The 4,022-nt window shown below is 36.8% G+C and carries 5 protein-coding genes; all 5 read left to right on the top strand.

Annotated elements, in window-relative coordinates; translation table 11 throughout:
- A partial coding sequence (locus tag EJP82_RS28600) for an EndoU domain-containing protein (RefSeq protein ID WP_246054464.1) occupies positions 1-1,294 on the top strand: 1,294 nt, incomplete at its 5' end.
- A 19-nt stretch (positions 1,295-1,313) separates the two neighbouring features.
- Positions 1,314-1,778, top strand: coding sequence for a hypothetical protein (locus EJP82_RS27695; RefSeq protein ID WP_127195304.1), 465 nt, complete (start codon positions 1,314-1,316; stop codon positions 1,776-1,778).
- Between the two features lie 305 nt (positions 1,779-2,083).
- Positions 2,084-2,572, top strand: coding sequence for a hypothetical protein (locus EJP82_RS27690; RefSeq protein WP_127195303.1), 489 nt, complete (start codon positions 2,084-2,086; stop codon positions 2,570-2,572).
- The gene (locus EJP82_RS27685; protein ID WP_127195302.1) at positions 2,573-2,953 is read left to right on the top strand and encodes a hypothetical protein; all 381 of its coding nucleotides are present in this window, start codon (positions 2,573-2,575) and stop codon (positions 2,951-2,953) included.
- A 448-nt stretch (positions 2,954-3,401) separates the two neighbouring features.
- A partial coding sequence (locus tag EJP82_RS27680; RefSeq protein ID WP_170220324.1) for an S-layer homology domain-containing protein occupies positions 3,402-4,022 on the top strand: 621 nt, incomplete at its 3' end.

The raw sequence follows: 4,022 nt of genomic DNA, 5'->3' as shown, positions 1-4,022 counted from the left end.
AGATAGGGAATACAGGGAATGGGCGAAGGAGAATTACGATGATGTTTATGAAGAAATTAAAGCAGCCGAGGTAAGTGCAGAAGGTCCAGTACTTGGGGCTTATGATCCAAGCAAGACGGTAAGTGAAGAAGAACTAATAACAGGTAAATCCAACAGGTATACACCGGAACAACTTCGAACGATGTGGAGTAAACTTAGTCCAGAAAGCCAAAGTGAGCTTACAAAAGCAAGACAAGCGAATTGGTTTATAAATGGAGGTCCCATCCGAGCAACATTATTTAAAAAAGTAATAGAGCCATTTGGGAATATGTTAGATTCGGTTTTATCGAACCCAATCGGTGAGTTCTTATCAAGATCAACCTATATCCCAGGTGTTTCAGTAGGTGTTCAAGAATCTACTGGAAATGAAACGGCTGACAAAGTAAGTAGCTTTATCGGTAGTAATGTAGCCCCATATTTTGTGCCAACGGGAGCACCTTTTGGATCAGGACCGATAGCGGCACCTTATGAAGCTGCAAATAAACTATTAAACACGGGTGTAGGACAACAAGCAGTCAGTAAGCTGGGTACTGGAATCGGGAAAATCCCATTTGTAACTTCAAATTTTGCTCAGGGAATAGCCAGGGTTGGACTGGCTGAAGGTATGGCAGGGGGCGTTCAGAATCCTGCATCCATGCTTGTCAACAATTCCGATCGTGGTACAAATGAATTACTTATGGACTCTGCGATAGGTTTTGGGGCCGGATTTGCATTAGGTATGGGTGGATATGCAATAGGCAAGGGGATTGGCGCAGGGGTTAGTAAAGTACTGGGCAAAGGGAATGTTCCTGACTCAATCGTAATCGATGGGATGGGTGATGTTTCTAAGTCTGTTATAGAGGAAAAGAAATGGCTTGAGAGTCTACAAAACACAGAAAACTTCAAACAAGGGACTAAAGAAAATGGATTAAACCATATTTTTGATGGTGAAATACTCAAAAATGGAAATGCCAATGGATTTCATTATGAAGGAATGCCGAATAGTAGCGGTAAAATTGTCGGAAATATTGACCCGCCTAATGAGTTTGGTGTCTATCAAGCCAATATAGAAATTAATGGAGTAGTAAAGGGACCTAAGTCCACATTTTTTCCAAAGGAATGGACACCACAACAGGTGATAGATGCAGTGAATGAAGCTTTTAATAATAAAGTGATTATAAAAAATAATAAATATATAGGTGAAACAGGCACGGGAATGGAAATAGAGTTTATTTTAAGAAATGATAAGATAATTTCAGCCTATCCAGTATATTGAATTGGAGGAGATTTGAATAATGATTAAGTATAAATATAAATTGAAATATATGGAGAGATTTAATATAGTTGTATTGGATTTTGACGAAGAAAAATCACTGAAATTCGCCAATATGATAAGTGATCCCTTAGGATCTGATATACCTTGGAGATTTAAAGATTTGAAAATTGATATTGATAATTATATTGATTTATTAAGGGGAAATATACCCGAATATAGACATGGAGGAAATGCATCAAGCGTTATATCCTATAGAGACTATACAATAATTGAAGATCCATTTTATGACGAGGAAGAAGATGAAATTGAACCGATCTGTAAATTAGAAACAGTTGAATTTGTGAAAATTATATTAGTATGGGCTTATGAAACTTATAAATATAAAAGCGAGAGGGGGAGGATTTCTCAAGAGGAGGCAGAAATGGTTTTGAATTGGATTGAACAAAAAATGATAGATGTTAAGAGTATAGAAAATAACGAATAAACATAACTAACACTGAGAAGCTTATTCCTAAAAGAGTCATAATGAGGAGTAGGCTTTTTCAATATGTAGGCAGGTATACGTAGACGGGAAGCAATACAATTGTATGGGAGCATTTAAAATTGTCAGTATTCATTTATTGTCACCTCTTATAAGGTATCCAAACCTAAGAGTTCATTTCCGGTAGATTCTTGCAGTAAGCTAGGTACTGGAATCGAGAAAATCCCATTTGTAACTTCAAATTTTGCGCAGGGGTAAGTAAAGTACTGGGCAAAGGGAATGTTCCTGACCCAATCGTAATTGATGGGGTGGGTGATGGTAGTTGGTATGCCAAGAAACCTTTGAATGCTGAGGATTTTATTGGGAAACTTGATGAGAATTTTGCGAACTTAAGTACCACGAAGCAAATAGATGCGGCATTTAATAGAATTGAATCAGCCTTTGGTAAGAAATATGCCGATGAAGTTAAAAAGTTATTTGACTCAACATCTCGATCATTTAACACTTCACATATGGGAGAATTCAGATTTGATATGAAAGGTAATCCGATTATCGATTTAAATAAAAAATTTGGGAATTCAAATATTCTGGCAAATACAATACTACATGAAGTAAGGCACTACCGACAGTTTAATAAACTTAATCTATCAATTAGAGAATGGCACGGTTTACCCGAGGAGTTCGTAGAAAGATATGCTACTGGCACTAATATCTGGCAGGGGAAGAAACTAGGATTAACAACGGAAGAATTGAAAATATTTGAAAATTATTATAAATACTATAGGGGGTTGGAATAAATGAAATTGGATGTATTTCCATTAGAGGGTTACATTTATCAGGGAAGTGTAAAATCTATTCCTGTTGTAGTAAGATTATCTTCAATCGAAATTATTGAAATCGCAGAAAAGATAGATTTAAGAGAAATTGTTTTATTACAAGGAGACGATCCAGTATTTGGAGGATATATTAGAAGTGGTTTAGGTTGGGAAAAGGATACAATAACTATATCCCCTGATAAACCTCATCATAAAATGTACGATATTTGTAATTATGAAGATAGCGACCTATTACCCGGTAAGTACGATGTAAATATTGCATTGCAAGTCTACCGTTATGAACATGGGAAAAGAGCAGAGACTGTTGATTTACAAGCAAAGTGTGAATTGTTGATTAATTAGTCCTCATTTGGGAGCTACCCAGTGCCGGATGAAGGATCAAATATAGTTGGCTGGTGGAAAAGTGAGTCTATATTTCCATATAGTACTGAGTTTGAGAAGGTCAGATTCATTATTATCGAAATGTTAATATAAGTAAGGAAAGTAGATTTGATGTAAAATTAAAGTATCTAAGCCCAAAATATTAAGGACAGATTTAAAATACTTATTTTGGATAATAGACTTAGAAGAAAATTTTATACCTATTTATATTAAACTAACTCTTTTATGGCGGACACGTCTAAAGGGGCTAGTTTTTTGTCGTTAGGAATAAACTTTTATATATTACAAATTTCGACAACGGAAAATGCGGAAAAGTGATATATTGCGAGGATGGAGTGTAATATTGTGGAATATGGAAGTGGCTGGATTTCTATAATTAGTAAATAAAATGTATAACGGAGGTTTCTTAATGAGCAAACGAAAAATGATTGCATTCCTTGCTGCGATGATGGTCGTGACAAGCATCCCAGGCAGCATATTCGCTGCGGAAGGGGAGAATTCAAGTACAGAAAGTGTGCAGGAAACTGTAACGGAGGTAAAGGCACCTTCCATTTTTACTGCTTTTACAGATATTACGAATCATTGGGGGAAAGCAGATATCGTGAATGCGGCGACGAAAGGGTATGTCAACGGTTATGTAGATCAGACGTTTAAACCGAATCAAGCCGTAAGTCGTGCAGAGTTTATCAAAATGGCTGTGAGTGCAATCGGTTTTACATTAGAGCAAAAGGAAGGTCCTTGGTATACACCGTATATTCAAGCGGCTCAAAGCAATAACGTAATTGGTGACAAAGAATACATAAAAGGTGACTACAATACCGCAATGACGCGTTTGGAGATGGCAATAGCAGCTGTTCGTGCTGCTGGTCTGACGGCGGCAACTGACGGAGAATACATGCTAATTGCCACGAAAAATGGCTTGATCCATGGAACAGGTAAAGGAAATTTGGATACGCTAGCAACGACTACACGTGCGCAGTCAGTTGTGATCATTGAACGAATTTTAAAAGTTCGTGCAGGTGAGATACTC

The organism is Paenibacillus anaericanus, assembly GCF_003994475.1.
In the GTDB taxonomy this organism is placed as follows: domain Bacteria; phylum Bacillota; class Bacilli; order Paenibacillales; family Paenibacillaceae; genus Fontibacillus; species Fontibacillus anaericanus.
The sequence above is the reverse complement of the archived record's forward strand: the minus strand, read 5'-3'. Positions and strand labels throughout refer to the sequence as shown.

Coding starts and splice junctions, on each gene's coding strand:
- EJP82_RS27695 (WP_127195304.1), top strand. CDS start 1,314: ATGATTAAGTATAAATATAAATTGAAATATATGGAGAGATTTAATATA.
- EJP82_RS27685 (WP_127195302.1), top strand. CDS start 2,573: ATGAAATTGGATGTATTTCCATTAGAGGGTTACATTTATCAGGGAAGT.